The 25,091-nt window shown below is 72.9% G+C and carries 25 protein-coding genes; 3 read left to right on the forward strand and 22 right to left on the reverse strand.

The genetic code is table 11. The features are described 5' to 3' along the window. Positions 1-241: 241 nt before the first annotated feature. Both VFV89_RS24185 and VFV89_RS24190 read left to right on the forward strand, forming a co-directional pair. Positions 242-2,485: an MMPL family transporter gene (locus tag VFV89_RS24185; RefSeq protein WP_329708552.1), complete on the forward strand. Its 2,244-nt coding sequence runs from the start codon at positions 242-244 to the stop codon at positions 2,483-2,485. Between the two features lie 90 nt (positions 2,486-2,575). Beyond that, a complete protein-coding gene (locus VFV89_RS24190) occupies positions 2,576-3,130 on the forward strand; it encodes an rRNA adenine N(6)-methyltransferase family protein (protein ID WP_329708553.1) in 555 nt (184 codons plus the stop codon). Here the strand turns inward: VFV89_RS24190 and VFV89_RS24195 are convergent. Next, positions 3,037-4,077 (reverse strand): AraC family transcriptional regulator, encoded by a 1,041-nt coding sequence (locus tag VFV89_RS24195; protein ID WP_329708554.1) that lies wholly within the window; start codon positions 4,075-4,077, stop codon positions 3,037-3,039. The genes VFV89_RS24190 and VFV89_RS24195 overlap by 94 nt on opposite strands. An 82-nt stretch (positions 4,078-4,159) precedes the next feature. Here VFV89_RS24195 and VFV89_RS24200 point away from each other — a divergent pair, with 82 nt between their 5' ends. Next, on the forward strand, positions 4,160-4,717 hold the full coding sequence (locus VFV89_RS24200) for a DUF1772 domain-containing protein (protein WP_329708555.1): 558 nt from the start codon (positions 4,160-4,162) through the stop codon (positions 4,715-4,717). A 259-nt stretch (positions 4,718-4,976) separates the two neighbouring features. Here VFV89_RS24200 and VFV89_RS24205 read toward each other — a convergent pair whose 3' ends face one another. The 21 genes from VFV89_RS24205 to VFV89_RS24305 all read right to left on the reverse strand — a co-directional run bounded on the left by VFV89_RS24205 (position 4,977) and on the right by VFV89_RS24305 (position 24,667). Continuing rightward, positions 4,977-6,266, reverse strand: coding sequence for an MFS transporter (locus VFV89_RS24205; RefSeq protein ID WP_329708556.1), 1,290 nt, complete (start codon positions 6,264-6,266; stop codon positions 4,977-4,979). Between the two features lie 42 nt (positions 6,267-6,308). Continuing rightward, entirely contained in the window at positions 6,309-6,734 is a 426-nt protein-coding gene (locus VFV89_RS24210; RefSeq protein ID WP_329708557.1) for an ElyC/SanA/YdcF family protein, read from the reverse strand. Next, positions 6,734-6,919: a hypothetical protein gene (locus VFV89_RS24215; protein WP_329708558.1), complete on the reverse strand. Its 186-nt coding sequence runs from the start codon at positions 6,917-6,919 to the stop codon at positions 6,734-6,736. The genes VFV89_RS24210 and VFV89_RS24215 overlap by 1 nt, the downstream gene beginning before the upstream one ends. Positions 6,920-6,978: 59 nt before the next feature. Then, positions 6,979-8,370 carry a cytochrome P450 gene (locus VFV89_RS24220; protein ID WP_329708559.1) on the reverse strand — a complete coding sequence of 464 codons (1,392 nt, stop codon included), beginning with the start codon at positions 8,368-8,370 and terminating at the stop codon, positions 6,979-6,981. Positions 8,371-8,461: 91 nt separating this feature from the next. Further along, positions 8,462-9,337 (reverse strand): alpha/beta hydrolase, encoded by an 876-nt coding sequence (locus VFV89_RS24225; protein WP_329708560.1) that lies wholly within the window; start codon positions 9,335-9,337, stop codon positions 8,462-8,464. Then, complete coding sequence (locus tag VFV89_RS24230; protein WP_329708561.1) at positions 9,334-9,930, reverse strand: TetR/AcrR family transcriptional regulator; 597 nt, start codon at positions 9,928-9,930, stop codon at positions 9,334-9,336. The genes VFV89_RS24225 and VFV89_RS24230 overlap by 4 nt, the downstream gene beginning before the upstream one ends. After that, a complete protein-coding gene (locus VFV89_RS24235; RefSeq protein WP_329708562.1) occupies positions 9,930-11,318 on the reverse strand; it encodes a flavin-containing monooxygenase in 1,389 nt (462 codons plus the stop codon). The genes VFV89_RS24230 and VFV89_RS24235 overlap by 1 nt, the downstream gene beginning before the upstream one ends. Positions 11,319-11,367: 49 nt before the next feature. Next, positions 11,368-12,006, reverse strand: a complete 639-nt coding sequence (locus tag VFV89_RS24240) for a hypothetical protein (protein ID WP_329708563.1) — start codon at positions 12,004-12,006, stop codon at positions 11,368-11,370. A 71-nt stretch (positions 12,007-12,077) separates the two neighbouring features. Beyond that, positions 12,078-12,692 carry a dihydrofolate reductase family protein gene (locus VFV89_RS24245; protein WP_329708564.1) on the reverse strand — a complete coding sequence of 205 codons (615 nt, stop codon included), beginning with the start codon at positions 12,690-12,692 and terminating at the stop codon, positions 12,078-12,080. A gap of 36 nt (positions 12,693-12,728) precedes the next feature. Continuing rightward, complete coding sequence (locus VFV89_RS24250; protein ID WP_329708565.1) at positions 12,729-13,451, reverse strand: sulfite exporter TauE/SafE family protein; 723 nt, start codon at positions 13,449-13,451, stop codon at positions 12,729-12,731. Positions 13,452-13,478: 27 nt separating this feature from the next. Then, positions 13,479-14,048: an isopentenyl-diphosphate Delta-isomerase gene (gene idi, locus VFV89_RS24255; RefSeq protein WP_329708566.1), complete on the reverse strand. Its 570-nt coding sequence runs from the start codon at positions 14,046-14,048 to the stop codon at positions 13,479-13,481. Between the two features lie 70 nt (positions 14,049-14,118). Beyond that, positions 14,119-15,141 carry an NAD(P)/FAD-dependent oxidoreductase gene (locus VFV89_RS24260; protein WP_329708567.1) on the reverse strand — a complete coding sequence of 341 codons (1,023 nt, stop codon included), beginning with the start codon at positions 15,139-15,141 and terminating at the stop codon, positions 14,119-14,121. Continuing rightward, positions 15,134-15,670: an isoprenylcysteine carboxyl methyltransferase family protein gene (locus VFV89_RS24265; RefSeq protein ID WP_329708568.1), complete on the reverse strand. Its 537-nt coding sequence runs from the start codon at positions 15,668-15,670 to the stop codon at positions 15,134-15,136. The genes VFV89_RS24260 and VFV89_RS24265 overlap by 8 nt, the downstream gene beginning before the upstream one ends. Continuing rightward, complete coding sequence (locus VFV89_RS24270) at positions 15,667-16,731, reverse strand: type III polyketide synthase (protein WP_329708569.1); 1,065 nt, start codon at positions 16,729-16,731, stop codon at positions 15,667-15,669. The genes VFV89_RS24265 and VFV89_RS24270 overlap by 4 nt, the downstream gene beginning before the upstream one ends. Then, positions 16,731-17,951, reverse strand: coding sequence for an NAD(P)/FAD-dependent oxidoreductase (locus VFV89_RS24275; protein WP_329708570.1), 1,221 nt, complete (start codon positions 17,949-17,951; stop codon positions 16,731-16,733). Before VFV89_RS24275 ends, VFV89_RS24270 begins: the two co-directional genes overlap by 1 nt. Before the next feature lie 115 nt (positions 17,952-18,066). Next, the gene (locus tag VFV89_RS24280) at positions 18,067-18,864 is read right to left on the reverse strand and encodes a UbiA family prenyltransferase (protein WP_329708571.1); all 798 of its coding nucleotides are present in this window, start codon (positions 18,862-18,864) and stop codon (positions 18,067-18,069) included. A 13-nt stretch (positions 18,865-18,877) separates the two neighbouring features. Beyond that, positions 18,878-19,771, reverse strand: coding sequence for a sucrase ferredoxin (locus VFV89_RS24285; protein ID WP_329708572.1), 894 nt, complete (start codon positions 19,769-19,771; stop codon positions 18,878-18,880). A 169-nt stretch (positions 19,772-19,940) separates the two neighbouring features. Beyond that, complete coding sequence (locus VFV89_RS24290; protein ID WP_329708573.1) at positions 19,941-20,891, reverse strand: cupin domain-containing protein; 951 nt, start codon at positions 20,889-20,891, stop codon at positions 19,941-19,943. Between the two features lie 209 nt (positions 20,892-21,100). Further along, a complete protein-coding gene (locus tag VFV89_RS24295; RefSeq protein ID WP_329708574.1) occupies positions 21,101-21,373 on the reverse strand; it encodes a hypothetical protein in 273 nt (90 codons plus the stop codon). Between the two features lie 102 nt (positions 21,374-21,475). Then, on the reverse strand, positions 21,476-24,505 hold the full coding sequence (locus VFV89_RS24300) for a helix-turn-helix transcriptional regulator (RefSeq protein ID WP_329708575.1): 3,030 nt from the start codon (positions 24,503-24,505) through the stop codon (positions 21,476-21,478). Between the two features lie 18 nt (positions 24,506-24,523). Continuing rightward, a complete protein-coding gene (locus tag VFV89_RS24305; RefSeq protein WP_329708576.1) occupies positions 24,524-24,667 on the reverse strand; it encodes a hypothetical protein in 144 nt (47 codons plus the stop codon). Between the last annotated feature and the right edge of the window lie 424 nt (positions 24,668-25,091).

Raw genomic sequence — 25,091 nt, forward strand, 5'->3', positions numbered from 1 at the left:
CTGCTGCGCGCCACCATTCGGGCACGCTGGCGGCGTTGGCGTCGCTCGATGGGCGGCCAAGCACGTCGTCGCTCCGCCGCCTTGCCATCGCACCCGACTGGTGACGCTCGCGACGCCGCGAATCGGTGGATCCAGGCTGAGCCCGGATCCACAGGTCACCACCGGCGGTGACCTTGGCCTCTGCCTGCGGGACCGCAGCCCGAGAAGAGTGGGCGCACGGGCTCGTGCGGAGGAGGCCGCCATGGCCGAGCAACCCCACAGACACAACCTCGCCGCCGCCGTCGGTGGCTGGAGCGTGCGCCACCGGGTGGTGGCCGCCATCGGGTGGCTGGCGTTCGTCGTGGTCGCCATGACGGTCGGGTCCTGGGCGGGGCAGGACCAGATGACCGAGGACCAGTACGCCACCGGTGACGCGGCGAAGGTCACGCAGATCCTGAGCGACGCCGGCATGAAGCCTCCGGCTGCCGAGATGATCCTGGTGACCAGCTCGGGCTCCATCACCGCAGCCGGTCCCCGGGCGGCCGTGAGCGACCTCGTCGTCGCGCTCCAGCGGACCGCATCGGTCACCGGCGTCGTCGACCCCTACGCTGCGGGCCTGGTCTCCCAGGACGGGCACTCGGTGCTCATCCAGGTCTCCATGTCCGGCGACCCGATGACCGCGGCCGACCGCGTCCAGCCGATCCTCGACACCGTCGCCACGAGCCGCGACGCGCATCCGGGGCTGCGCATCGACGAGTTCGGTGACGGCTCGGGCAACCGCTGGTTCGACGACACGATCGGCAAGGACTTCAGCCGGGCCGAGTGGACCGCCGTACCTCTGGCCATCGGGATCCTGCTGGTGGCCTTCGGCGCCCTGGTCGCCGCGGTGCTGCCGGTGGGCCTCGCACTCACGTCGTTCCTCGCGGCCAACGGCCTGCTCGCCCTGGTCAGCCACCGACTGGCCCTCGACAGCTCGGCGAGCTCGGTGATGCTGCTCGTCGGCCTGGCGGTGGGCGTCGACTACTGCATGTTCTACCTGCGCCGGGTGCGCGAGGAGCGGGTCCGGGGCCGCGACCCGGCCACCGCCCTGCGGATCGCCGGCTCGACCTCCGGCCGCTCGGTGCTCGTCTCGGGGCTGACCGTCGTCGTCGCGATGTCGGGCATGTTCCTCTCCCGCATGCTGCTCTTCGAGGGCTTCGCGGTCGCCACGATCCTCGTGGTCCTGGTCGCCGTCCTCGGGTCGGTGACGATCCTGCCCGCGATGCTCTCGCTGCTCGGTGACAACGTCGACCTCGGCAGGGTGCCCGGTCTCGGCCGGATGCGACGCCCAGGCGAGGGCAGCAAGGTGTGGAACCGCGTCCTCGGCCCGGTCCTGCGCCGCCCGGGCGTGTCCGCCGTGCTCGCGACGTTCGCGATGCTCGCCCTGGCCGCACCGGCCGCAGGCCTGCACACCGAGAGCCTGAGCCTGAGCCAGGAGCTCCCGCGTGACGCGAGCATCATGCAGAGCTACCGCCACATCACCGCCGCCTTCCCCGGTGGACCGGCGCCGGCGAGGGTCGTGGTCACGGCCGATGACGTGCAGTCGCCCGAGGTGACTGCCGCGGTCGACGCGTTCCGCAGCCGGGCCGTCACGGCGGGACTTCTGCACGAACCGTTCGCCTTCGACATCAACGCGGAGGCGGGCGTCCTCGAGATCTCGGCCCCCCTGGCCGGGAACGGCTCCGACGCCACCTCGGTGCGTGCCCTTGACGCCCTGCGCGACGACGTCGTGCCCGCGACCCTGGGCACCGTGCCGGGCGCCGAGGCGTACGTCGGTGGCCAGCTGGCCTTCTCCGAGGACTTCAACGCCACCCTCGAGCGCGCGATCGTCCCGGTCATCGTCTCCGTCGCGGTCTTCGCGTTCCTGCTGATGCTGGTCGCGTTCCGGTCGGTCGCCATCGCCGGGGTGTCGGTGCTGCTCAACATGCTCTCGATGGCGGCGACGTTCGGCGTGATGGTCGCGGTCTTCCAGCACGGCTGGGGCTCCGGCCTCGTCGGCGGTGGTGACGTCGGCGCCTTGCAGTCCTGGATCCCGCTGTTCACGTTCGTGATCCTCTTCGGCCTCTCCATGGACTACCACGTCTTCGTGGTGTCCCGGATCAAGGAGGCCCACGACCGCGGGCTGACCACCCGGGAGGCGGTGGCGCACGGGATCAAGATCTCCGCGGGCGTGGTGACGAGCGCCGCGGTCATCATGGTGGCGGTGTTCTCGGTGTTCGCGACGCTGTCGATGACCACCTTCAAGCAGCTAGGAGTCGGGCTCGCCGTCGCGATCCTGCTCGACGCGACCATCGTGCGCGCGGTGCTGCTGCCGTCGCTGCTCTCGGTCCTCGGCGACCGCACCTGGTGGCTGCCACGCTGGCTGTCGTTCCTGCCGGGCGGGGACCGCGAGGCACCTTCTCCCGCAGCCGCGTCGACCAGCGGTGGCGCGGCGCCGAGCGACTCCGACCGCCTGACCCCCGTCTGAGTCCACGCCGCGCCCGCCGTTAACCGGTTGAGGCGCGGCCAAGGGGTTCCTACGGTCGGACCATGGGCATGTTCCTGACGGCCGTGTGCCGTGTCCGGGCATCCGCCACGGCGGCCGGTCCTTCACCCGTGGGGCTGGCACCCGCTCACTGACTCCTGGGCGGACCGGATCGTCGCCGGGGCCGGTATCGGCCCCGATGACCTGGTCCTCGACCTGGGTGCCGGGACCGGCGCACTCACGCGCCCGCTGCTCGCCGCCGGCTCGCGAGTCCTGGCGTTCGAGCTGCACCCCGGGCGGCTCGCCGCACTCCGGGCGTGGGCCGATCGCGAGCCCCGGCTCACCGTCGTCCGCGCCGACGTGACCGACCTGCGGCTGCCGCGCCGACCCTTCAAGGTGGTGAGCAGCCCGCCGTACGCCGGCGCCAGCACGGTCCTGGACCGGCTGCTGGCTCCCGGCTCGCGACTGGTCGCGGCCGACCTGGTGGTGCAGCGCCAGCTGGCCCGGCGGTTCGTCGAGGGCCGGGCGCCGGGAGCAGGGAGGTGGGGCCGACGCTACGACGTACGGGTCGTCCAGGCGCTGCCACGCGCGGCCTTCCGCCGGCCTCCGCGCGTGGACTCGGTCGTGCTGCGCGTGACACGCGCCTGACCGGTGGCCACCTCGGCGCCGCGGCGGCGGTGGTCGCGCGGGCTGACACCGCGCTCGCGCTTGAACGCCGCGCTCAGCGCGAACGGCGTCGCGTAGCCGACCTGCCGGGCGACCGTGGCGATGGTCGCGTCGGGCTCGAGGAGCAGGTCGGCGGCGAGCGCGATCCGCCACCCGGTGAGGAAGGTCATCGGCGGTTCGCCGACCAGGTCGGTGAAGCGGCGCGCGAAGGCAGCGCGCGAGACGCCGGCCCGGTCGGCCAGCTCGGCGACGGTCCACGGGTGCTCAGGGTGGTGCTGCATCAGCCGCAGCGCGGGGCCGACCACGGGGTCGCCCTGGGCGGCGTACCACGCCGGCGGGTCCGACTGCGGCCGGTCGAACCACGTGCGAAGCAGGGTGATCAGGAGCAGGTCGAGCAGCCGGTCGAGGACCGCCTCCTGTCCGGGCGCGTCCCGCACGACCTCCTGCCCCAGGAGGTCGATGAGGGGGGTGTCGAGCTCGTGCGCACGCAGCACCAGCAGCCGGGGCAGCGCCCGGAGCAACCGCCTGGTGACCTCGCCCTCGAGCAGGTAGACGCCGGTGAGGAGCACGGTCTCGCCGACCTTGCTGTTGCCCCAGCTTCGGACGCCCTGGCCCATCTCCTCGACCACGACGTGGCCGTCGACGGTGGTGCAGAGCTGGCCGGGGTGGATGACGATCTGGTCCGGTGTCGCCGGGTCGTCGGCGATCCGCCAGTGGTCGCGGCCGACCCGCACCACGACGTCGCCGGCCTCGAGCCGCACGGGATCCTGGTCGTCGGCGCAGACCCACAGGTGGCCGCGTACGACGGCGGTCACCGAGAGGGGCGCCTCGTCCTCGAGCCGGACCGACCAGGGAGCGTCGAGCAGGATCCGCAGGAGGAACGCGCCCCGGGCGCGGGGTCCGTCGAGCAGTCCGGCGAGTCCGTCCATGGTGGGACTGTAGACGATGACGTATGGAAACGATGGATCCAGGGATGGATCGTCTCGCCCCCGCGGCGGTTGACTCCTCGTCATGACCACCACGACCTCTGGCGCCGAGGCGCTCAGCACCGACGTGTCCACCGACGTCTCCACCGCCATGACCACCGCGATGACCAGCAACGTCGGCGGCCCGGTCCTGCTCGCCGCGGCCGTCGTCGCCGGCCTCCAGGCCGGCACCTACTTCACCTGGGCCACCGGCGTGATGCCCGGGCTGGCCAGGGTCGACGACCGCACCTTCGTCAACGCCGTGCAGCAGATGAACATCGCGATCGTGAACCCCGTCTTCATCGCGACCTTCCTCGGCGCTCCCGTCCTGGCCGGGGCGGCGGCGGTGCTCAGCGGGTCACAGGCCCGCCCGTGGGCGATCGCCGCGACGGTGCTCGCCGTGGGCACGCTGGCGATCAGCTTCGCGGGCAACATCCCCCTCAACGACGCCCTGGAGCACGCCGGGAACGTCGACCGGATCAAGGATCTGCACGCCGTCCGGGCCGACTTCGAGTCGCTCTGGGTGAAGCTGAACATCGGCCGCTGCCTGACCTCCGCCGGCGCGCTCGGCTGTCTGGCCATGGCCGCACTGCGGGCCAGGTAGTCGCGTTCCGGCTCCTGCCGCTGATCCGTGGGTGGGCGTGTTCTGCGATCTGCACCGCAAATTGGGCTCTTCTGATGGATCGGTGGGTGGGCACGCACCTACCGGTCGCGTCTCGCCGTCAGGGATCGCGAGCAGGGCCGTGGGTTCTGTAGCGACCCATCCGCTTCTGTGCCGAGATCTCGGTACAGAAGCTCAGGGGTCACCGGATATCCGGTGACCCCTGCACTGTCGCGAGCACCCGCTGCCGGTCTGAGCCGGCTCAAGCCTCGCCGGCCGCCCGGCGGACCGCACGCTCGGCCACCGCATGCTCGTCGGTGCGGACGTCGTAGCTCCAGAAGTCGCGCAGCCAGGCGGCGGTGATCACCACGCCGCCCACGCACGCCAGGCCGCCGCTGTAGATGGCGCCGCGCACCGACCACAGGTCGGCGGTGACGCCGGCCCGGACCTGGCCGCCGAGCGGACCGAGGGAGTAGGACAGCATCTCGATCCCGGCCAGCCGGCCACGCATCGACTCGGGGATGGTCTGGCTCCAGATGGTGCCGCGGAAGATGCCGGAGATCATGTCGGCGGCACCCGCAGCGGCCAGGAGGACGACGAACAGCCACACGTTCGGCATGAAGCCGGCGACGGCGATGCAGCCGCCGTACGCCCCAGCAGCGATGACGATCGCGCGGCCGTGGTGATGGACCCGCGCGGTCCAGCCACTGAGCGCGGTGGCGGCCAACGAGCCGACCGTCTCGGCGGCGTAGAGGAGGCCGAGCAGCGCCGGCGCGTGGAAGACCGTGTCCGCCAGGGCCGGGAACAGCACCACCGGATAGGCGAAGAACATGCAGACGATGTCGACGATGTAGGTGCCGAGCAGGTCGCGGCGGCGCAGCGCGTAGCGCAGCCCCTCGCCGATCCCCTGGAGCGAGGGTGGTGTGGTCTCGGAGCGGTGCGGGTAGGGCCGCATCAGCGCGAACAGCACCGACGCGACCGAGAGTCCGACGATGTCGATGACGTAGCACTCACCGATCCCGACGTAGGCCACCAGCAGCCCGCCGATGGCCGGCCCGGCGAGGATGCCCGCCTGCATGGAGAGGCTGGAGAGGGCGTTGGCCGCGGGCAGCTCGTCGTGGGCGACCGTCCGCGGCATCAGCGCCTCGCGACTCGGGCGCTGCAGGGAGGATGCCGAGGCGAGCAAGACCGCGACCACGAAGATCAGCCAGACACTGGGACGGTCGCGGAAGGCGTTGACGGCGAGGACGAGGGTGAAGACCGCCTGGCACACCCCGGTGGAGACGAGCAGCTTGCGCCGGTCGACGTGGTCGGCCAGCGCTCCGCCGTACAACCCGAAGACGAGCAGCGGCCCGAGCTCGACGAGCCCGATCGCTCCGACGGCGAAGTTGGACCCGGTGAGCGTGTAGATCTGGAACGGGATCGCGACATAGGTGACCATCTGGCCGAGGTAGAAGACGCCACCGGCGAAGAAGAGCAGCCGGAAGTCGCGCGAGGTGCGCAGCGGGGTCACGTCCACGCGCAGGCCGCGGAACCGATCACGCCAGCTCACGACCGCACAGCCTCGCACCCGATCGCCGTCGCGGCGAAACCGTTATCCCGCGGGTCGGCCCCAGTGCGGATGGGCGACCCGCAGGGCGTCGTACGCCGCCTCGACCTCGGGGGGCACGTCGACGTGGGCCTGGAAGCCGGCACCGTTCGGGCCGTATCCCTCGGCGTCGTCACGCAGCCGCGGGACCTCTCCCATCACCAGCGCGACCCAGCGCTCGCGCGGCCAGTGGAAACGCCCGTGCCGCGCGCCCGGCCGGTTGACAGCCGTCGCCTCGGGCCACACCAGCCGGAACACCGCATCCATGCGGCGCTGCATCGACGGGTCCTGCACCAGGGCGACCGCGCGCGGTGAGAGCCCGGCCGCCAGGACCACGTCGCGGGCCAGCACGACGTTCTCACCGCAGTTGCGGGAGCGACGTTCGAGCAGGGCGTCGGTGAGGCCGTGCGCGCGTCGCAGGTAGGCCGCCATCAGGTCCGCCTCGCTCGGGGCACGTTCGCCGACCAGCTCGTGCAGGGCGTCGGTGGTGTGCGCCCCTCACCTCCGACCAGGACCAGGGTGCCGACCCGACCCTGCTCGACCAGGGACGCGGCGGCGTCCCAGGCGTCGGGCAGGGAGCCGCCGAAGAGCAGCAGCACGTCGACCCGGGGCGGCATCGGGTCCTCGAGCGCCAGCCACGCCGCGATCGTCTCGAGATGGCGCGAGTCGTCGTCGGTCAGCGGTGACTGACCCTGATCCGGGCGCCGTACCGCGGCACCGAGGTGATGTTGCGGACCCGCGGCTCGTCGGTGCCGACCGTCGCCACGTCCACGGCCCGGAACACCTCGCGGAGCACCGCCACACCCTCCATCATCGCGAAGCCTGCGCCGATGCACCGCCGGACGCCGCCGCCGAAGGGGATCCAGGTGTTGGCGGGCGGGTTGTGGCCCAGGAAGCGCTCCGGGTCGAACCGCTGCGGGTCGTCGTAGTTGTCCTCGCGGCTGTGTGCGATCAGGATCGACGGACCGACGGTGGCGCCGCGGGGCACGTCGATCCCCGCGATCCGCTGCGGCTTCATCAGCGTCCGCACCACCATCGGGATGACCGGGTGCAGACGCAGCGACTCCTTGAGCACGGCGTCGAGCCAGGCGTCTCCCTCGGCGTCGCCGGCGGCAGCCTGGGTACGGCCCATCAGCTCCGGGTCGCGGCCCAGCTCGTAGAGAGCCCAGGCCAGCGCGGTCGCGGTGGTCTCGTGGCCGGCCAGCAGGAGGGTGACCAGCTGGTCACGCAGCTCGATGTCGCTGAGCACGTCGCCGGTGTCCTGCCCCTCCCGGATCAGCCGGGACAGCACGTCGGTGCGCTCGGCGAGGTCGGGGGCGGTACGCCGCTCGCGGATCTCGGCGTACATCAGCTCGTCGAGCTCGATCTGGTTGACCAGCGCCCTCCGCCACGGGCCGACGCGGTGCAGAGCCGGCACGCCCCAGACCAGCAGCACCGCCGGGTGCACGTTGACGGTGGCGCTGACCCGTGGCCGGAGTGCGGCCAGCCGCCTCTCGTCGGTGACCCCGAAGACCACGCGGAGGATGACCTCGAGGGTGAGCACGTTCATCCGGTCGTGGGAGCGGATGGTCCGACCGCCCGGCCAGTGCGTGACCTCGTCGCGGGCGATGGCGGTGACCATCTCCTGGTAGGTGCGCAGCGCGTGGCCGTTGAACGCCGGCATCAGCAGCTTGCGGGCGCGCTTGTGCTCGTCGCCGTCCTGGAGCAGCAGCGAGTGCTCGCCCATGACCGGGCCGAGGATCGCGTTGCCCTTGCCGGCATGGAAGACGTCAGGGTCTCCCGCGAAGATCTCCTTCGCGTGCTCGGGCCGGGTGAAGAAGACGAGCGGCCGGCCCTTGGGCAGCAGCTTCACCGTGTAGATGTCGCCGTAGGTGCGGTGCAGGTGGGGGTGGAACCAGTGCCGGAACCGCAGCAGCGCCACCGTCTGCAGGAACGGCGGCCAGTCCGGCCCGTCGGGCAGCCCGCTGGTGTCGACCTGCGGGAGGTCGTCGCTGCCCACGAGCGTCATCCGCTCGAACCGCTGCTGGGTCAGCGCCCGCGTGTCGCTGCCGTTGTCGAGGAGGGCCACATCGCCGACGTTACTGCGACGCCGTGCCCACGGGCGTCCGACCGCGGTAGGACATCCGGCACCCTCGGACCGCCCCTCCAGAACCGGCTTGTCAGCGGTTGGTGAGGTGCCGGCGGAGGAACAACAGCTGGTGGGCGAGGACCGGCTCGAACCAGTCGCCACCGGGCCAGACGTCGAAGTGGTCGCAGGGGTAGTGGCGGACCTCGGCGCGGCCGGCCTCGGCGGCCTTGGCGGACGCACGGGGCGGCGCAGAGCGGTCGAAGTCGGCGATCTGGACGAGCAGCGGCGCGCGCACGTGCCTGGCCTGGCGGCCGGGCCGGTGGGAGCCGAGCTCGAGACCGATCCGGGCGTCGACCTCGTTGCGCCAGGTCGGTCCGGCCAGGGCGGTGTAGGCCTCGTAGTGGCCCGGCAGGGTCAGGGCGCCGAGCTCCCCGGGACGGGCGACCACCGGCATGGTCATCGCGCCGCCCACCCGGCTCCGGACACCGGCGACGGCGGAGCGCAGCAGTGCGGAGGGACGGTGCTGCCTCGCGGCCAGCCGGCCGGCCGCCAGCCCGTCGACCAGCGGGGTGAGCGCGACGATCGCGGCCACGTCGGCCCGGTGGGCCGCGGCGGCGAGCACGTGCCCCCCTCCCAGCGAGACGCCCCACAGCACCAGCCGGTCGGGGTCGACCCCCGGCAGCCGTACGGCGGCGGCCATGGCCGCGCGGTAGTCGTCGACCTGGCCGGGCAGGTCGACGCGCTGGCGCGGCGAACCTCCGCTCTCACCGAAGCCGCGGTAGTCGAAGACGAGCACGTCGAGGCCGCCCTTGGCGAGCCCCTCGGCGAACGGCGCGAGCCCGGAGTCCTTGGTCCCACCGAGGCCGTGCGCCATCACGACGACGGGACGGCCCGCCGGCCGCACCAGCTCGTCCGCGCCGGTGATGTGCCAGGCGTCCAGCTCGACGCCGGCGACGGGGATCTTCACCGGCGCACCTCCCCGTAGATGGCGTGCAGCCAGATCGTGACGACGGCCTCGACCAGCTGCTCGCGGTCGAGCCTGCCGCCCAGCGCGAGCCTCTCCAGCATCCGGTCGTTGAGCTCGAGCAGCACGCTCGCGAGGGCGTCGGGGTCGGTGCCCGGAGGCGCGGCGCCCGCGGCCCGAGCGGTCTCGATCAGCGCCGAGACCAAAGGCACGAACGACTCGCGGTCGCTGTCCCAGAGCTCGCGCACCGTCGCGCTGGTGGCCCGGGCGTCGAGCGAGGCGCGGAAGAGGTGCTCGTGCCGGTCCCACATCGAGAACAGCGCGCGCACCATCGCCTCGATGTTCTCCGCCGGCGTGCCGTCCGCGCGCAGGCGGTCGGCCGCCGAGGCCGACTCGTCGTACATCTCCTCCATGAGCGCGGCCACCGCGCTGGCCTTGTTCTCGAAGTAGAAGTAGAACGCCGACCGGGTCACCCCGGCCCGGCGCGAGATGTCGGCGATGTTGATCGACTCGAGGCTGCTCTCGCGCAGGTGGTGGTCGAGCGAGTCGAGCAGGGCGGTACGGCGCCGGTCGCCGCGGGCGGCCTTCTCGGTCATCACGACCGTGCCTCGGCGTGCGAGGCTTCGAGGCTCGTCGCTGGCGCTCCTCGCACCTGAGCCACCGTTGCGGCGCGGCGCCGGCCGGCGGGCAGCTCGCGGGTGCGCAGGTCGTGCTCGTAGACGAAGTAGTCGACCTGCTGGGTGTGCCGCGGGCGGTCGGTCACGTGGCCGAGGTAGCGCTGCTCGTCCGCGGTGATCACCCGCTCCATCTCGTCGACGTCCGGGAGCGCGTAGGCGCCGACGGCGTACGCCGCGAGCAGCCGGGCCTGGGCCTCGACGAAGGGGAACAGCGTCGGGACCGCCTGGGCGAAGCCCATGAACACCAGGTCGGAGACGCCCGGCTTGAACATCCGCTTGAACAGCCGTATGCGGTTGCCGGGCGCGCTGAGGAAGGCCTCGTCGAAGAACGGGAAGGTGATGTTGTAGCCGGTCGCGTAGACGATGACGTCGAACTCCGACGACGTCCTGTCCACGAAGTGCACCGTGGACCCGTCGAGCCGCGCGACGTCCGGCTTCGGCACCACGTCGCCCGAGCCGAGCCGCAGCGGCAGCTCCACGGACTGGGTCGGGTGGGCCTCGAAGAACTTGTGGTCGGGCTTGGGCAGCCCGTAGAGCTCCGGGTTGGAGCCGGTCAGGAACTGCAGCTTCTGCACGAGCTTGCGCTGCCAGGCCAGCGGGATGTGCGGCGAGGTCGCGAAGTACTTGTCGGCCGGGAAGCCGTACATGTACTTCGGCACGATCCACGCGCTGGAGCGGGTGGACAGGGTGACCTGGTTCTGCAGTGCCTTGCCGGACAGCTCGACCGCGATGTCCGCAGCGGAGTTGCCGAGGCCGACGACCAGGATCCGCTTCCCCCGCAGGTCGAGCGGGTCGGTCGGGTCGACGTAGTGGTGGGAGTGGATCGACTCGCCGTCGAAGCTGCCCTCGAACTCGGCGGTCCGCGGGTCCCAGTGGTGGCCGTTCGCGACGACCAGCAGTTCGAACTCACGGGTGGCGCCGGCCTGGTCGGTGACGGCCCAGCCGCCCCCGGCGCGCGGCTCGGCGTGGGCGACGCCGTTGCCGAACTCGATGGCGTCGAGCAGGCCGAAGGCGTCGGCGTACGCGTCGAGGTAGGCCTTGACCTGGGTGTGGTGCGGGAAGTCCGGGTAGTCGGCCGGCATCGGGAAGTCCTTGAACGACAGCCGGTGCTTGGAGGTGTCGATGTGCAGCGAGCGGTACGCCGAGCTGTGGCCGTTGGGGTTGCCGAAGGCCCAGTTGCCGCCGATCCGGTCGGAGGTCTCGAAGCACGTGTAGGGGACCCCGTAGTCGCCCAGCATCTTGCCGGCGGTCAGACCGCTGATGCCGGCGCCGATCACCGCCGTCGTCGGCTTCCTCGGGGCGGGCACCCCGGGGACGCTATCAGTGACTTGACACGCGTCAAGTACGTCGGGAGCCTCAGCCCCGAGGAGCGGGGACGGCGCTCCGCGGTGTCGTCGGCACCACGACGCAGACCACGGCGGCCAGCGCGCAGGTGAGGGCCAGCAGGGCCAGGTAGCCGTCCGGGGCCGTCGCCTCGAGGGACAGCATCAGCCGTCCCTGGGCGTCCGGGACGCTGTCGGGGACGACCGCGAAGGCGACCAGCGACCCGGCGAAGACGAGGAACGAGCCCAGGGCGGTCGACCACAGGCACGCGAGAAGCGCCTGGCCGGCGTCCAGGGTGCGGACCCCGGTGAGCCCGGCCGCGATGAGGCCGCCGGCCTCGACGAGGACGAGCGCGCCGGCGGCCTCGACCGGGAACCCGGAGAGCCGGGGCAGGATCCAGATCGCGGTGACCGCGCCGGCGGAGCCGGCCGCGGCGACCAGGGTCGACGGCGCCACCCGGGCGCGGTAGCCGGTGAGCCGCAGCACGGCGGCCAGGTGCACGGCCAGGACGGCCACCAGGGCCACGGTCACCAGGACCGAGCGCGTCGGACGCTCGGGGTGCCAGGGCTCGGTCGCGATGAGCGCGAGGGTGGCCGCGGTGAGCACCCACACGGTGGCGACCCGCACGTGTAGGTGGCCACGCCCGCCGCTGGGCAACCGGGAGCCCCCCATGACGCGACGCTAGGAACCGGCGCGTCCACGGCCGGGAAACGCGGTGCGTTTCCCCAAGATTGGTCGGCCGGTCAGGACCGCGTCGAGTACGTGACGTGGGTGGCGTTCGGCGACGAGAGCACCTCGATCGGGGTCAGCCGCAGCCCCTCGAGCCCCGCGAACGGCGACTCGCCGCCCCCGAGCACGAACGGGGCGTGATTGAGCATGATCTCGTCGATCACGCCCCTCTCGAGGCCCTGGCGGACCGCGCTCGCCCCACCGGCGATGGTGACCGTGTCGTCACCGGCAGCCTGGAACGCGCGTTCCATCGCCTCGTCGAAGCTGGTGACGAAGTGGAACGTCGTACCGCCCTGCATCTCGACCGGGGCGTGCGGGTAGTGGGTGAGCACGAAGACCGGGCAGTGGTACGGCGGCTCCTCACCCCACCAGCCACGCCACATCTCTCCTCCGTGGGCATCGGCCCACTCGCCGCGGTCGGGTGCGTACATGTTGCGACCCATGACGTAGGCGCCGCGCGGCGCGAGGATGCGCGCGGTCATGGCGCGGTCGACGTCGTTGTCGGTCTGGCCGAGGTGCCAGGTGTGCAGCTCCTCCCCTCGGGCGCCGAGCGGCTCCTCGCGGGTCTGGTTGGGGCCGGCCACGAAGCCGTCGAGGGAGATGGACATGTGTGCGGTGACCTTGGGCATGCGAGTCCGACTGCCGGAGACGCAGCGACTCATCGGTCACCCGCCGACGACCGACCTGACCAGCAGGACGACCGCGGACGCCGAGCTCACGATCAGCACCGACGGGCGGACGACGTGGGCGGGCATCGACCGCCGCGCCCACGCGCCGGCCAAGGTCCCGAGCGCGAGGAACGGCAGCAGGGCGACGCCGGCGACGACCTGCTTGCCGGTGAGGTCGCCGGCGACCATCAGCGCGCCCAGCGAGAGGGTGGCGCCGATGAGGAAGTAGACGGCCATGGTCGTGCGGATCTGCCGGGCCGGCCGGTGCTGGTAGACGATCGCGATCGGCGGGCCACCGATCGAGGTGGCGGTGCCGGTGATCCCGCTGGTGAAGCCGGCCGCCGAGAGCGTCAGCCGGTTGACCGGCACGACGACCGCGCGCCAGGTGACCACCACCGCGAGCAGGACGACCAGGCCGATCATGATCCCGAGCTCGCGCTCGGTCAGGGTGGCGACGACCCAGACACCGACCACGGTGCCCGGGAGCCGGGCCGGTAGCGCCCAGCCCAGGCCGCGCCAGTCGATGTCGTGGTGGTCGTGGATCAGCGTCAGGCACGGCATCAGCACGGCGACGATGAGCAGCGTCCCCGGCATCAGCGTCGGCTCGAGCAGCGCGGTGACCGGCGCCGCGACCAGCCCCACGCCGAGCCCCACCGCCGACTGGACGGTCGAGCCGACGACGACGGCCGCCGCGATCACGGCGTACGTCGTCGGATCCACCCCGCCATCCTCCTGTCGCCGGTCCCCCTACCTCGCGGCGGGGGGCAGCGTGGCCGGGTCGGCAGGTGGCGCGGACCGCGGGTCCGCGGGCAGGGCCGAGACCTGCTCGCGGCACCACTGGCTGACCTCCCGGCGACCCGAGAGGACGTCGTCGCGGAACCGGTCCCATGGCACCCACTCCCACGCCTCGACCTCGATGGGGTCGGGATCGGGGTCACCGGAGGCGGTCGCGGTGAAGACCGGGCAGAGCTCGTGCTCGACCACGCCGTTCGCGCCGACCGCGCGGTAGCGGAACCGCGGCAGGAGCAGTGTCACCTCCCCGAGCTCGACCCCGAGCTCCTGCCGGGTGCGGCGGCGCACCGCGTCCTCGATGGGTTCGCCGGGCGCGGGGTGGCCGCAGCAGGTGTTGGTCCAGACGCCGCCGAAGGTCGGCTTGGCGACGGCGCGCTGGGTGACCAGTAGCCGGCCGTCGTCGTCGAAGACGTAGCAGGAGAACGCGAGGTGCAGCGGGGTGTCGGTGCCGTGCACCGCGGTCTTGTCCGCGGTGCCGACGGCGTTGCCGTCCTCGTCGAGGAGGACGACCTGCTCGGCGGTCATGCTTTCCGGGGTCCCCGCGGAAGCGCGGGCGGAGGAGCGCAGCGGGGGAGCCTGCGGTTTCGTGGGGTGATCATGCCGGCCGGGCCAGCTGGTCGACGACCCCGGTGAACACCCGCGGCAGCCGCGCGGCGAGAGGAACGATCTGGCGGCGTACGACGGGGACCCTCGACGACACCAGGAGTGCGTGGGTGAGGAGCTCGTGGCGGCGGCCGAGCCTGCGGTAGGCGGCCTCGTAGTCCTCCGGCCGGCCGGCCACCACCGCGTCCACGGCTGCTCGCGCCTGGGCCAGCCCGATGGCGATCCCCTCGCCGGTCAGCGCATCGAGGTAGCCGGCCGCGTCGCCGACGAGCAGCACCCGGCCGATCGTCCGCGCCGCCGACCGCTGGCGCAGCGGGCCGGCGCCGCGGGTGCGGGACAACGGGCGGCGGCCCAGCCGCTGCCTGAGCAGCACGTGCTCGGCCAGGAGGTCCTCGAAGGCTGCGTGCCGCTCGGTGAGCAGCGCGATGCCGACCAGCTCGTCGGCGACCGGCGTCACGTAGGCCTCGGACCCCTCGGCCCAGTGCACCTCGACGAACGGCGTCCACGGCTCCATCTCCACATGGACCCGCAGTCCGAACCGGCGCCGGCCCTCGACCGGCCGGTCCAGCCCGAGCATCCGCCGAACCGGTGAGTGCAGCCCGTCGGCGGCCACGAGGTAGCCCGCGGGCTCGCCGTCGACCAGGACGTGCCCCGCCCGGCTCTCGACCTCGCTGACCGCTCGCTCAACGACCTTGATGCCGGCCTCGGCCACCGCCTCGGTGAGCGACCGGTGCAGCGTGGTGCGACGCACCCCGCGGCCCTCACCGTGGCGGAACAGCGCGTCAGCGCTCCGGCCGCCGCCGACGTAGCGGATCCCGGCCAGCCGGTGCCCCGGTGGGTCCACGCCGAGGGCCGCGAGCCCGGCCACGGCTCCGGGCATCAGCCCCTCGCCGCAGGCCTTGTCGACCGGAGCGGGTCGCGGCTCGCGGACCTCGACGTCCATGCCGGCCCGGGCGGCGTACAGGGCGGTGGCGAGCCCGATCGGCCCGCCGCCGGCCACCACGAGATCACGCACCGGCCGGCTCCTGCGAGAGCGTCGAGAGTGCGGCGTTCTCGACCCGGATGCGCACCGTCAGGAGCACGGCATTGAGCACGGTGAACACCACCGCGGTGATCCAACAGGCGTGCACCAGCGGCAGCGCGAACCCCTCGAGCACGACCGCGACGTAGTTGGGGTGCGGGAGCACGGCGTAGGGACCGCGGCGGACCGGCGCCATCCCGGGCACGACGATCACGCGGGTGTTCCACTGGTGCCCGAGCGTGACGATGCACCACCAGCGCAGGGCCTGGCTGAGCACGACCACGCCGAGCATCGACCAGGCCAGCGCGGACGGGACGTGCGGCTCGCGCACGTAGGCCTCGACCAGGGCGCCCACGAGGAGGCCGGTGTGCAGGACGACCATCGCCGGGTAGTGGGAGAAGCCGGTCTCGACGCCGCCGCGCGCGAACGACCACGCGGCGTTGCGCTTGGAGACCACGAGCTCGGCCAGCCGCTCGACGCCGACCAGCACGACGAGGACGGTGAACGCTGCGAGCGAGGTCATGACGCCGCTCGCAGCAGGACCAGCTCGGAGCAGAAGCCCGGCCCCATCGCCATCAGCAGCCCGTGGCTTCCCGGCTCGGGCGGTCGCTCGCGGAGGGTGTCCTCGAGGACGTGCAGCACCGAGGCCGAGGAGAGGTTGCCGATCTGCGCCAGCGAGCGTCGGGTCAGCGCGACCGCCTCGGGTTCCAGGCCGAGCGAGCTCTCGAGCGCGTCGATCACCTTGGGCCCACCGGGGTGGCAGACCCACCAGCCGATGTCTGAGCGGGTCAGTGCGTGGTCGGCGAGGAAGCTGTCGACGTCCTCGCCGACGTAGCGGCCGATCACGCCCGGCACCTCGGCGTCCAGCACGATGCGCAGCCCGGTGCTGCCGACGTCGAAGCCCATCACCCGCTCGGAGTCCGGGTAGAGCCGGGACCGCGACGCCACGACCTCCACCGCCGCGGGCTCGACCTCGTGGCCGGTGCCGGCCGCGACCACGCAGGAGGCGCCGTCGCCGAACAACCCGGACGCGACGAGGTTCGGCACCGACACGTCGTCGCGCTGCACGGTGAGCGAGCAGAGCTCGACCGCCACCAGCACCGCGACGTCGTCGGGATGGCCGGCGAGGTAGTCGTTGAGCCGGGCGACCCCCGCCGCGCCCGCGACGCACCCCAGGCCCACCAACGGCATCCGCTTCACGTCGGGGCGGAGCCCGACGAGGGCGGCGATGCGCGCGTCGAGGGACGGTACGGCGAGGCCGGTCACGGTCGCGGAGACGATCAGGTCGACGTCGGACGGCGTGAGGTCGGCGGCCTTGAGCGCGTCCTGCAGGGCCCGGCCCCCGAGGTCGACCGCGTGCTCGAGGAACAGGTCGTTGGCGGCGGTGAAGCCGTCGAGCTCGCCGTACTGCCCGATCGGCAGCACGGTGTGGCGGTGGTCGACACCTGCGTTGGCGTGGAGACGCCGCAGGAGCCGCTCGTCGAGGCCGCCGTCCGTCGCGATCACCCCGGCGAACGCGTCGGTGATCTCGGCCTGCGAGTGCCGGTGCGGCGGCAGCGCGCCGCGGACCGCCAGGATCTGCATCAGCGCCCCCGTCCGCTCGTCGTCGACACGGCCCTGCGGCCGAGACCGCCCACCAGGCCGCGCACCAGCCGGCCGGAGATCCGGCCGTCACCGAGCCCGAGCTCGACGAGCTCGTCGAAGACCCGGCGGTCCCTGCGAGCGACGCGGATGCCGCCGTCGACGATCATCGAGTGCTCCGCGAGCCGCGAGGCGACCCAGGTGTGCTTGAGGTGGCGGCCGAACTCTGCTCGGACCGCCTGTCGGTGCAGCGCACCCGCGTCGCCGCCCCCGCGCAGGGCCCGGACCGCGGATCGGCCGGCGGCGATGCCGGTGGCGATCGCGTAGTAGATGCCCTCGCCGGTCATCGGGTTGATCAACCCGGCCGCGTCACCGGCCAGCAGCAGTCCGCCGTCAGGTTGCTGCCAGCGCCAGCCCGACAGCGGCAGGTGGTGACCCTTCCACTCCGTGCCGTCGTAGCCGGGCAGCAGCTGCTCAAGCTGGTCGAGCAGCAGCGCGCGAGACGGTGGCGGCTCGCCGTCGGTCGGGAGGAGCTCGCCGTAGCCGATGTTGGAGAGCCCGTCCCCCCGGTCGAAGGCCCACGCGTACGCCGGCTGGCGGCGGTCGCCGTAGCGGATCACCTGGGTCCCGCGCCGGACCGCCGGCGTGGCTGCGTAGCCACGGATCGCGATCGCGCGGCGACCGTAGGGCAGCCCGAGCTCGGATCGCACCACGGAGTGGGCACCGTCGGCGCCGACGACGATGCGGCCCCGGATGGTCCCGTTCAGGACGGTCTCGTACGAATTGTTCTCATACGAAACTGTCCGGTCCGGGACGGTTCCGTTCGAGTCGGTGCGGGACGAGACGGTCTCGAGGGAGACCAACTTCTCGCGGCGCAGCTCGGCGCCCCGATCGACCGCGCGCTCGACCAGACGGGCGTCGAAGACCTGGCGGGGGATGACGTACACCGGCCGGGCCATCGGCCGGGCCACCGCCTGCTCGCTCCGAGCCAGCTCGAGCTGCGTCAGCGGAGCCCAGCCCTCCTCGACGCCGGTGACACCGATCGAGGCGAGCTTGTCGAGGCAGTGCGGGGCGATCCCGTCGCCGCACGACTTGTCGCGCGGGAAGTCCGAGCGGTCGAGCAGCAGCACTTTCAGCGCCGGGTCCGCGTGGAGAGCAGCGAGCGCAGCCGAGGCGCCGGCCGGACCGGCGCCCACGACCACGAGGTCCCAGGTGTCGCTCATGGTGGCCCCCACCCCCGCCCACTTGTAACCAACCGTCCGGACATCTCCCATGTGGTTGTAACCGCAGGCCAGCTGCCGTAACGGTTGGTGACAAGCGGTGGCCCGGCCCGGTGAGTCATCGCGCCCACACCAGCATCGCCACGTCCACCAGTGCCATCGCGATGGCTGCTCGAAACGGGGTGCGACCTCGCGCGAGGAGGGCGACGGCCGCCAGCCCGGCGGTGGCGACCAGGGCGACCACCGCGACGACGCCCGTTACCGGGGCACCCACCACGATCACGACCGCGGCCGCCACGAGCACTGCGGCCGCGACGACCGGGCTCCACTGCGCGCCCAGCCGGTGCGGGAGCCCGCGGACCCCGGTGGCAGCGTCGTCGGCCAGGTCGGGCAGCACGTTGACGACGTGGGCGCCGACACCGAGCAGCGCGCCGGCCAGCGACATCCAGAGCGGCGGCAGCTGGTCGGGCTCCGCGGTGAGCGAGACGAACGCGGGCAGGCCACCGAAGGCGACGGCGTAGGGCACCCACGACCAGGGAGTCGCCTTCACGCCGAGGTTGTAGGCCCAGCCTGCCGCCACGCAGACCAGGTGCACGAGCCCGGCGAGCAGGCCACAGGCCAGCGAGAGCGGAACGGTCGCGACCAGGGCCACGCCGCAGGCGATCCGCACGGTCCGCTCGGAGGCCCGGCCGTCGACGAGGGGCTTGTCCGTGCGACCGACGGCCCGGTCGCGGGCGAGGTCGACGAGGTCGTTGGACCAGCCGATGGAGAGCTGGCCCGCGAGCACGGCGACGACCACCAGGGCGATCCGGCCGGGACCCAGCCCGACCGCGGCGGCCAGCAGTCCGGCCAGCACCGTGACCGCGAGGGCCGGGCCGGGATGGCAGGCCCCCAGGAGGGCCACCGTGCGACGCATCAGGCCGCCACCATCACAGCGCCCGGATCTCGTGGACCTCGTGGTGCATGACCGGATTCTGGCGCAGGGCCCGGCAGGTCAGCGTCTCGAGCTCCGGGCCGCGGCTGCTGGTCACGGCCACGGCGTAGCGACGACCGTCCACGTCGAAGACCGCATCGGTCCGACCGTCGTGCACCTCACGAGAGAGGAGACGTACGGCGGACACGCGGCGTTCATCCACGTGCCGCCGCAGCGCGGCCTCGGCGGCCTGGAGCGACATCGGCAGGCCGGAGCGGCCGCGCAGGTGGTCGAGGTCGACCTCGCCGGCGGCCAGGAGGCGCGCGACGCCTCGGGCGGTGACCGGGTCGAGGCGACCGAAGTAGAAGCCGTACGGCAGCACCAGCAGGTTGCCGGCGAACCGGTCCCCGCCGATGTGCGACACCTCCCAGGTCTGCTCGGGGAAGAGCTCCGCCAGCCCGGCGGCCACGGGCCGGCCGCGCTCGGCGCAACAGGCGTCGTGCCGGCCGTGCGTGCAGACGGCGAGCACGGGCCCGGGGTGCGCTGAGAGCCCGGGCGAGCGTCCCCCGCCCAGCGCCTCGAGGTCGAGGTCGTGGACCTCGGCGAGGTCGCCGAGGACCGTGGTCTCCAGCCAGGGCTCGGCGTGGTGCGCGTACGCCGCGAAGACCCGGACGCCCTCGGCGTCCCTGGAGGCCCCCGCCGGGCGCCGGATCAGCAGCACCTTGGTGCCGGTGGCGGCGGCCCGGGCGCGGAGCTCCGGCCCGATCCCGTCCGGCATCCGCGCGTCCCGCAGCGCGTCGACCCCCCACGGCCCCGGGTGCTCCACCAGCAGGAAGGAGCGCACCGTCGACGCCGTACCGGCCATCGACTCGCTGCGCTCCTCGCTGGCGGCGGCGCAGCGGAAGCTCACCAGTGCCCCGGGCCGAAGGTCCTTGCGTGCGTCGCGCGCACACAGCACCTACCTCGCGGCGTTGCCGTCGCTGGCTGGACGACCGAGTACGGCGTCGCTCCGCCGCCTTGCGATGCAACCGCTCTGAGCCCGCCAACCATGGAAGTACCTCCGCCCCGGGACACTGCCATCATTCAGCTACCACCCTGAGCAGCCCCTCGCGGACCAGCCGACGGGCGAGCACGAGACGGCTCGCCTCGTCCAGCGGCAGGTCTCGGGGCCGCAGCTCGGGGCGACGGCGCACCTCCTCGAGGGCCGGCCGGATCCAGGCGGGCACCTCGAGCACCCGGTCACCGAGGAGGACCTCGAGCCGGTCCTCGTCGTTGTCCATGAGCACGCAGGGGTGACCCGGCCGCCGGCGCAGCAGGGTGTCCTCGGTGATGGCGGGCAGAGCCAGACCGTCGACCAGCGCCCCCTCGAGCCGGGGTGGGCGGGAGGTGAGGAACCGGCGTACCTCCTGGCGAGCCGCGGCCGCGGGGTCCACCGACCGGAGCCGGTCGGCCAGTGCCTCGAGCCGGTCGGCCAGGCCGTCGCTCAGCAGCCGCGGGTCGTCGAGGTAGCCCGCCGGCAGGTGCCGGTCCGGCTCCTCCGCGACGGCGTCCGCGAGCGCCCGCCGGACCAGGCCGCGCCAGGTGAGCTGGTTGATGCCGATGGTGATGTGCAGCGAGACGGTGTCCTGGGCGCGGGCGGCGTGCGGGGTGCCGGTCGGCAGGTACATGACGTGGCCGGGCTCGAGCAGCGGCTCCTCGACGCCATGCTCGGGATGGCCGAGCGGCGGGTGGAGCTCCCACTGCTTGGTGCCCGCGGTCTGCAGGACGAACACGTCGTGGGTGTCGGAGTGCACCGCGAACCCCTGCGACCCCGGCGGCGTCAGGTAGGCGTTGGCCTGGCAGGGATGGCCGAGCTCCAGCTCGAGCTCCGAGATGAGGTCGACCAGGGGTGGGAACGACCGGTGCAGCCCCTGGAAGACCACCGTGGCGCCGTTGCGGAACTCCTCGACCGCGGTGCGGCCGTCGACCAGCCCCGTCACCGGCCGGCCGGCGAGGGTCGCGCCGCGGGTGAAGTCCCGCTCGGGCAGCACGGTGCCGTCGCGTACGAGCCGGATGCTCGGCGTCCGGATCGCGGTCGCGGTGAGCAGCCGGTCGGCGTCGTCGAGGGAGAGGTACGCCGCCAGCTCGTCGGGGTCGACGTGGTGGTGGTGGACCCGTGACGCCCAGACCTTCTCCCGGAAGGTCTGGGCGTCACCGGTGAGCTGGTCGAGCGCGCCGCCTGTCGTGCCCGGTGCTCGGTTCAGGAGGCGTCCCCGTCGACGGTGTCGGTGGCGTCGCCGTCGGTGCCGTCGGCATCGCCTGCGTCACCGTCGGTGCCGTCCGTACCGTCACCGTCGGTGCCGTCGGCGTCGCCGCCGTCGGTTCCGTCAGCGTCGCCGCCGTCGGTGCCGTCGACGTCCCCACCGTCCCGCCCGTCGGCGTCCCCGCCGTCGGTGCCGTCAGCGTCGCCGCCACCGCCGCCCTCGGTCGGAGTCGTGGTCATGTCGTCATCGTCGAGGGTCTCGTCGGCCATGGTTCCTCCATCGCAGTGGGCGGGTGTGTGACGCAAGTGAAGTACCCCTGGCCGTCGGGGACAACCCCGACCTTCGAACGGCCCTCCCGGCTCGCGGCGCGCTCAGTCGATCAGGCCGCGCCTGCGGGCGATCGCCGCCGCCTCGGTGCGGCCCGAGGCGTTGAGCTTGCCCAGGATGTTGGAGACGTGGACCGACACCGTCTTGGCGCTGATGAACAGCTGCCGGCCGATCTCGCCGTTGGACCGGCCCTGGGCGACCAGTGCCAGGATCTCGGCCTCGCGGGCGGTCAGGGTGTCCGAGCCCGCGCTCTCGGCACGAGACGGTGCGCTGCCCTGGAGCCGCAGCCGCTCCAGCAGCGGCTTGGCGCCGAGCCGGTGCGCCACCTCCCGCGCCTGGTCGCCCAGCTCGCGGGCGCCGGCCGCGTCACCTGTCGCGCGCAGGATGCCGGACAGGACGGCCCGGACCGTGGCCAGCTCGTGGACGTGACCGAACTCGTCGAAGTGCTGCTCGGCCTCGCGCCAGGTCTCGACCAGCGCCTCCTGCGGCGGGGCGTCGATCCCCGACAGCCAGCGCGCACGCAGCGTCTCGGCGTCGAGCCGCTTGGTCCAGGCCCGGCCCTCGGGGCCCCAGAAGCCGGAGGGGTCGTAGTACTTGTCGAGCACGGTGTGCCCCTCGGCGTGCAGCCGGTCGACCTCGGCGAGGTACGTCGCGTGCTCGGCGGCGGGGATCCGGGGCAGGGCGTCTGCGACGGAGCCGATCGCGATGGCTGCCAGGCGGATCCGCGCGCTGAACCACTCGTGCCAGATCCGGCTCAGCACGGCGACGGCGTCCTGGTAGACGGCGATCACCTTGGTGGGATCGTCGCTGTTGGCGGCGTCGACCATCTCCGCGACCACCGAGTTGATCGCCACGCCGCCCTCGAGCTCCCAGAACCGCCGCAGCGCGCGGGCCCGCTCGGCCACCGGCTCACCGCGGCCGGACTCGACCAGCAGCGCGGTGGCCTCGACCAGCGCGGCCGGGATCGGCGGCGCCTGCTCGTTGCTGGTGTCGGCCAGCCGGAGCGCCTCGTCCCAGTCGCCGTCCACGGTCTTGATCCAGGCCAGCTGCCAACGGGACTCCCAGCCGTACGGCGCGTAGGGGATCCCGGCGTCAGTGGCGGCCTTCATCGAGCTGCGGAACCAGCGCTCGGCCTGTGGCCAGTCCGCCCAGTCCTCGTAGGAGCGGCCGAGGAAGTAGCGCGCCCGCAGCTCGGCGTTGATCGCGCCGGTCTCGACGGCTCGCTCGACCGCCTCGAGCAGCGCGGCGCGCAGCGCCTCCTTGGGGCCGGCCTTCTTCAGGTTGCTCAGGGTGGTGATCACGTCGGAGGCGAGCTCGTGGAGGTCGAGCCGCTCGGCCATCGCGAGCGCGTCGAGCCCGGCCACCTGCGCCTCGTCGTACTGGCCGTAGACGGAGAGCACGCGCGCCTGGATGGCGAGCACCTTGGCGCGCAACCCCTTCGTGTCCTCGGGAAGCAGCTCCATGGCCTGCTTGATCAGCTCCAGGGGGCTGACGTCCACGGTCTCGGTGAGCAGCACGGCGTCGGCGCGGGCGGCGAGCATCCGGGCGCGCCACGCCGGCGGCGCGTCCGGGGCGAGCTGCTCGAGCTGCTCGGCGAGCAGCGCCGCGGCGCGGACCGGCTGGCCCGAGCTGGTCAGGGCCTCGGCCGCGCTCACGGCGATCTTGGAGACGTCGACGTCGATGGTCGAGCGGCGGTTGGGGTCGCAGAGGAGCTCGAGGGCCTGCTCGTAGTGGTGCGCCGCCTCGTCGGGGCCGGCGACCCGCATCGCCTCGTCGCCGGCGCGGATGCTGGCGTCGAGGGCGGTGTCGAGGTCGTGGGCCAGCCGGGCGTGGCGGGCCAGCTCCGCGGCGGTGCCGCGGCCCATGCCCTCACGCAGCGCCTCGGCGTACTGCGCGTGCAGCCGCACCCGCTCGCCGGGCAGCAGGTCGTCGTAGACCGCCTCGCCGAGCAGCGCGTGCCGGAAGGAGTAGGTGCCGTCGCCGGGGACCAGCAGGTTCATCTCGACCGCCTGGCGGAGCCCCTCGTCGAGCTCGGACGCGGGGAGCCCGGACGCGGCGACGAGCAGGTCGTGGGCGACCCGCCGGCCGGCCACGCTGGCCACGCGGACCACCTGGCGGGCCGCCTCGTTGAGCCGGTCCAGCCGGACCAGCAGCACGTCTGCCAGGTCATCGGGGACCCAGCTGCCGGGCTGGGTGGCCGCGCCGACGAGCTCCTCGACGAAGAACGCGTTGCCCTCGGCCCGGCGCACGATCGCGTTGAGCTCCTTCTCGGGGACCTGGTCGGAGAGGCTCGCGATGAGCAGCCGGACCTGATCGTCGCCGAGGGGACCGAGCTGCAGCCGCTCGACGCCGCGCAGCCGCGACCACTCGGCGACCTGGCGGCGCAGCGGGTGGCGACGGTGCAGGTCGTCGGAGCGGTAGGACGCCACGATCGTCACCGGGCCCTCGAAGGGCCGGGAGAACAGGAAGCTGAGCAGGTCGCGGGTCGACTGGTCGGCCCAGTGACAGTCCTCGATGACCAGCAGCACCGGGGACAGCTGCGCGGCCTCCTCGAGCAGGGAGTGGACCGCGGTGAACAGGTCGGCGCGGTCGACGCTCTCGATCTCCTCGCGGCTCGCCGCGCCCGCTCCGGAGGCCGCGACCAGCACGCGACGTCCGGGCTGGAGCCGGGCCAGCGCGGGGTGTGCCTCCGCGACCCGCTCGACCACCTCGGGCAGCTCGGCCTCGAGCCGGCCCAGGACCTCCGAGAACGGCAGGTAGGGCAGCGCGCTGTCGCCGAAGTCCAGGCAGTGCCCGGCGACGACACGCCACCCCTCCGCCACGGCCAGGTCACGCAGCTCGACCAGGAGCCGCGTCTTGCCGACGCCGGCGTCACCTGAGAGCACCACGTGGACCGGCTGGGTGGCCCCGTCGCCGGACGACCGAACGCCGAGCAGCGAAGCAATCTCCGTCAGCTCGGCGTCTCGGCCGATCAGGGTCCGGCTGGTCGTGTGTACCGCCACACCGTCCATGATCTCGTGTTCAGTTGTCAGGTCGAGCACCCGCTTGGAAGCTGATGCCGTATCGATGCTCATCGGAGCCGACGCGGCGGGTCAGAGGCTGGCGCGGGTGGCCTCGGACGGGCGGCGTACGAATGGCCGGCGGACGCGACGGCCGTTGCGGCCGACGTCCTTGCGGATCCGGTTGCCGCGGTACTCGATCTCGGCCTGGTAGGTGTCGAAGGTGTTGATGTTCATTGCTGGTGTGCTCCTCAGTTGCTGGTTCGTGCTGCCTGGCGATCACAAAGGTCGCCGCCTGAGGTAGGCACCCACATCGGGAAGGTGCCTTATCTGCTGCCTGGCTGCACACCCACACGACGAACTAGGTCCCTTACCCACGACAGCAGGGCTGGGGGAAACCACGCACATCACGTTGGAAGTCGCCCCATCAGTCCCACTGGTCACACCAGTGACACCCTCACTACCTCAGCCTGGATCCACCGATTCGCGACGTCGCGAGCGTCACGAGTCGGGTGCGATGGCAAGGCGGCGGAGCGACGACGTGCTTGGCCGCCCATCGAGCGACGCCAACGCCGCCAGCGTGCCCGAATGGTGGCGCGCAGCAGGCGGAATCGGTGGATCCAGGCTGAGACCGCGGCCGCCGTGGTCGGTCCATCCCCTC

Source organism: Nocardioides sp. (genome assembly GCF_036274455.1).
Taxonomy (GTDB): domain Bacteria; phylum Actinomycetota; class Actinomycetes; order Propionibacteriales; family Nocardioidaceae; genus Nocardioides.

Coding starts and splice junctions, on each gene's coding strand:
- VFV89_RS24185 (WP_329708552.1), top strand. CDS start 242: ATGGCCGAGCAACCCCACAGACACAACCTCGCCGCCGCCGTCGGTGGC.
- VFV89_RS24195 (WP_329708554.1), bottom strand. CDS start 4,077: ATGGACGGACTCGCCGGACTGCTCGACGGACCCCGCGCCCGGGGCGCG.
- VFV89_RS24200 (WP_329708555.1), top strand. CDS start 4,160: ATGACCACCACGACCTCTGGCGCCGAGGCGCTCAGCACCGACGTGTCC.
- VFV89_RS24210 (WP_329708557.1), bottom strand. CDS start 6,734: ATGGCGGCCTACCTGCGACGCGCGCACGGCCTCACCGACGCCCTGCTC.
- VFV89_RS24215 (WP_329708558.1), bottom strand. CDS start 6,919: ATGCCGCCCCGGGTCGACGTGCTGCTGCTCTTCGGCGGCTCCCTGCCC.
- VFV89_RS24230 (WP_329708561.1), bottom strand. CDS start 9,930: ATGACCGAGAAGGCCGCCCGCGGCGACCGGCGCCGTACCGCCCTGCTC.
- VFV89_RS24240 (WP_329708563.1), bottom strand. CDS start 12,006: ATGGGGGGCTCCCGGTTGCCCAGCGGCGGGCGTGGCCACCTACACGTG.
- VFV89_RS24245 (WP_329708564.1), bottom strand. CDS start 12,692: ATGCCCAAGGTCACCGCACACATGTCCATCTCCCTCGACGGCTTCGTG.
- idi (WP_329708566.1), bottom strand. CDS start 14,048: ATGACCGCCGAGCAGGTCGTCCTCCTCGACGAGGACGGCAACGCCGTC.
- VFV89_RS24265 (WP_329708568.1), bottom strand. CDS start 15,670: ATGACCTCGCTCGCAGCGTTCACCGTCCTCGTCGTGCTGGTCGGCGTC.
- VFV89_RS24270 (WP_329708569.1), bottom strand. CDS start 16,731: ATGCAGATCCTGGCGGTCCGCGGCGCGCTGCCGCCGCACCGGCACTCG.
- VFV89_RS24275 (WP_329708570.1), bottom strand. CDS start 17,951: ATGAGCGACACCTGGGACCTCGTGGTCGTGGGCGCCGGTCCGGCCGGC.
- VFV89_RS24280 (WP_329708571.1), bottom strand. CDS start 18,864: ATGCGTCGCACGGTGGCCCTCCTGGGGGCCTGCCATCCCGGCCCGGCC.
- VFV89_RS24295 (WP_329708574.1), bottom strand. CDS start 21,373: ATGGCCGACGAGACCCTCGACGATGACGACATGACCACGACTCCGACC.
- VFV89_RS24300 (WP_329708575.1), bottom strand. CDS start 24,505: ATGAGCATCGATACGGCATCAGCTTCCAAGCGGGTGCTCGACCTGACA.
- VFV89_RS24305 (WP_329708576.1), bottom strand. CDS start 24,667: ATGAACATCAACACCTTCGACACCTACCAGGCCGAGATCGAGTACCGC.